At 63.7% G+C, this 2,644-nt stretch carries 3 protein-coding genes and 1 pseudogene; 1 reads left to right on the top strand and 3 read right to left on the bottom strand.

What is annotated here, in order from left to right; all coding sequences use genetic code 11:
• Window positions 1-372: 372 nt before the first annotated feature.
• The 3 genes from VW23_RS08215 to VW23_RS08225 all read right to left on the bottom strand — a co-directional run bounded on the left by VW23_RS08215 (window position 373) and on the right by VW23_RS08225 (window position 1,583).
• Entirely contained in the window at window positions 373-798 is a 426-nt protein-coding gene (locus VW23_RS08215) for a type II toxin-antitoxin system VapC family toxin (protein WP_069909093.1), read from the bottom strand.
• Window positions 795-1,058 (bottom strand): type II toxin-antitoxin system Phd/YefM family antitoxin, encoded by a 264-nt coding sequence (locus tag VW23_RS08220; RefSeq protein WP_069909094.1) that lies wholly within the window; start codon window positions 1,056-1,058, stop codon window positions 795-797. Before VW23_RS08220 ends, VW23_RS08215 begins: the two co-directional genes overlap by 4 nt.
• A 135-nt stretch (window positions 1,059-1,193) precedes the next feature.
• Entirely contained in the window at window positions 1,194-1,583 is a 390-nt protein-coding gene (locus VW23_RS08225; protein ID WP_069909095.1) for a hypothetical protein, read from the bottom strand.
• A gap of 849 nt (window positions 1,584-2,432) precedes the next feature.
• On the opposite strand from VW23_RS08225, the pseudogene VW23_RS08230 reads away from it, so the two are divergent.
• Window positions 2,433-2,644, top strand: a pseudogene (locus VW23_RS08230) (ATP-dependent DNA ligase); the annotation flags it as partial.

A 2,644-nucleotide genomic window follows, 5' to 3' on the forward strand; every position in this document is an offset into this window, starting at 1 on the left:
TGGAAGCACAGCTTCCGACTTCCTTAGAGAACAGAAACCTTCTTCCGGTTGCCCGGCAGCAGCTCTGCCCTTTCAGTAATCGCTGATCAGTGGGAGCAACCAGTGCTCGGCGTCGTCAGCGAGGCGGTGTATACGGGCAGCCCCATTTCCTGTCAACACCCCTCATGAACGAAAGATGACGAATCTTTCGTCGACCTCGTGACCGCCTGTGGAGAGACGACGCAAACGCCCGGTTTGCGGGGCTTTCGTGAGTTGGACGCCGCGGGAGAGCCTGTCACAGCGCAGGCGGGGATCGCAGGGCTCCCGCCTTGAACGCGAGACAGCTCAAGAATCGAAAGCGTCTCGCCGATTCCCTTGGCGAGACGGAGCGACCTAAGCCGGGCTCCATGGATCCAGCAGCTCAACCTCGAGGCCGGCAAAATCCCTGGTGTTGCGGGTGACGAGGGTCAGCCCGTGGCGCAGGGCTGAAGCCGCGATCCAGGCATCCATCACTCCAAGTCCCTTGCCCGCCGCCCTGGCGCCGGCCATCACCCCACCCCAGACGAGCGCCGTCTCCCGGTCGATCGGCAACAGGCGCGCACCGAACCGAGCCGGCAGGTCGGCATCGAGCCAATGCCGGAGCGCGGCTTTCCGCTTGCCGTCATCGAGCAGCTCGACGCCGCGGGCGATCTCCCCCACCGTGATGACGCTCAGATAGGTGCGATCTTCATCGACCTGGTCGAGCCAGGCCATCACCTGCGGGTCCGGCCGCGGCCGCTGCGGTTCGGACAGCACGTTGGTGTCGAGCAGAAAGTTCACAGCGGCAGATCCCGGCCGCCATCATCGTCGCGCTCGAGCTCGAGCCCGGCGCCGGCGAGCGGCGACTGCATGAGAAAGCTCGCGAGGCTCCCCTGCCGCTGGCTCTTGTGCTGCCATTCCACGATCGAGACGATCACCACGCTGGCCTTGCCGTTGCGGGTAATGGTTTGCGGCGATTCCTGCGCGCGCGAAATCACCTCGGACAAATGCGCTTTGGCCGACGCCACGGTCCACTCATGGACGGAATTCTGCTTGCTCACGCTGATGCTCCAAAGATGACTATCATGACTATATAGGTCACCATCACCGCGAGGCAAGCGCCGCGCATAAGGTGCATTATGGAACGGCGTCACGTTGGCAACTGCAGCCGTGTGGATCAGCACCTCGATGCGATATCAAGGCGCCAGCACCTGCTCGCGGCCCTCCTGCTCCACCAGCCTGAGCTGGGTTTCGGGACCTTCCGCCTCTAGAATGATGTAGCTGGCGTCATCGCCGCCGACAAAGCTCAAACCCGCACCGGTCAGCGAGGCGCCGATCTTCACCGAGGGCTGACCATTCGGATGGATCAGCCGGAACAGCACGGTCTCGCTCGCGCCTTCGGCTGCCGGTTGAATGCCGATGCTGGCCCTCACGCGGCCGGCGCCGTCGATGATCTCGAGCCCATTGCCGCGCAGCGGGCCAGGTGTCCCCTGAGCGATCGCCGGCAGCACCTGCGTCACGCCGATGCCGAGCAGCAGCACCAGGTTGATTCCGGTCAGCACGCCGAGAATTGCTTCACGCTTCATTCGCTGGATCCTCCCGTTTGTTTGCAGAGTGACGCATTGTGCGTTCACGGGGAGGCATAATGACACAGCGCGACTGAGCCTCGCCGCCCTGCAGCTGCAGCCTCAAACTCGATTGAATGCTGCCGAGCAGCTAAACTGGACGCTCTACAGCGAGCTATCGCGACAGCGTGCCCTGCCGACGCCGCGATGGGCCCCGCGCCCGAGGCTGGCAGTAGTACGCGAGGAGGGGGAAGCATGGAGCGGTCCAAAGTCCCGACATGGCGTTGGTATGCAGTCCGTTTCATCGGGGCGGTGTTGAACAACCTGCCTCAATCGCTAGCGAGACCTCTGCGCTCTGCCAAGGTAGGCGGGCGGCCGTTGGGAGTAGCCCTTCTTGACCTTTGGAAGGACGAGGTCGACGCGCGTACGCTCCTGCTGCAACGTGGTGGCCAGCAGCCAACTGGCGGAGTGCTTCGACAGATACTCGCCCAGGACGGGGGATGGAAGGCCGTGTGGCCGAAGCCCAGCCCCCTAAACTCAGGCGCGTCGCTCTGTTCCCGAACAAGGGGAGTATTCTGACCAAGCGGCAAGAGGGCCCACTTTGGGTGTTTGAGTTGTGGGACGTCGACAATCCTGTCTCAGCCCAACGAACGCTGTTATCTGCCGAGGCCATTCCTGGCAGCTATAAACTCCAGGCTTGGGGCTACAAAGAGAGAGTATGAGGGCGACAATCCGCAAGGCCGCCGCGAAAGATGGCGGATCGAATACAACTTTACGTAAGGCTTCAGCGAGCGGCCTTCTCGCCGATCCCCTGCAGCCAGACATTCTGACGGAGGCGTGCTGCCGGTATGCCGACGCCTGCAGCGCCAGCTGCACCATGTCGGCTTCACCTCGGCGCTTGCCGACGAGAACAAGGCGGAGCTGACGCGACGGCTCGAGGCGCTGGCGGATGGCCCCGGCTTTACCGGCCGGGCGCCTGGCGGCCCGAGCCGCTGGTCGACGGAGCGGACCGAGCACTATGAGGCGCTGCGGCCCGAGCTGGTGGTGGAGGTGGCGTACAACCACGTGAGCGGCAAGCGTTT

The organism is Devosia insulae DS-56 (genome assembly GCF_000970465.2).
GTDB lineage: Bacteria > Pseudomonadota > Alphaproteobacteria > Rhizobiales > Devosiaceae > Devosia_A > Devosia_A insulae.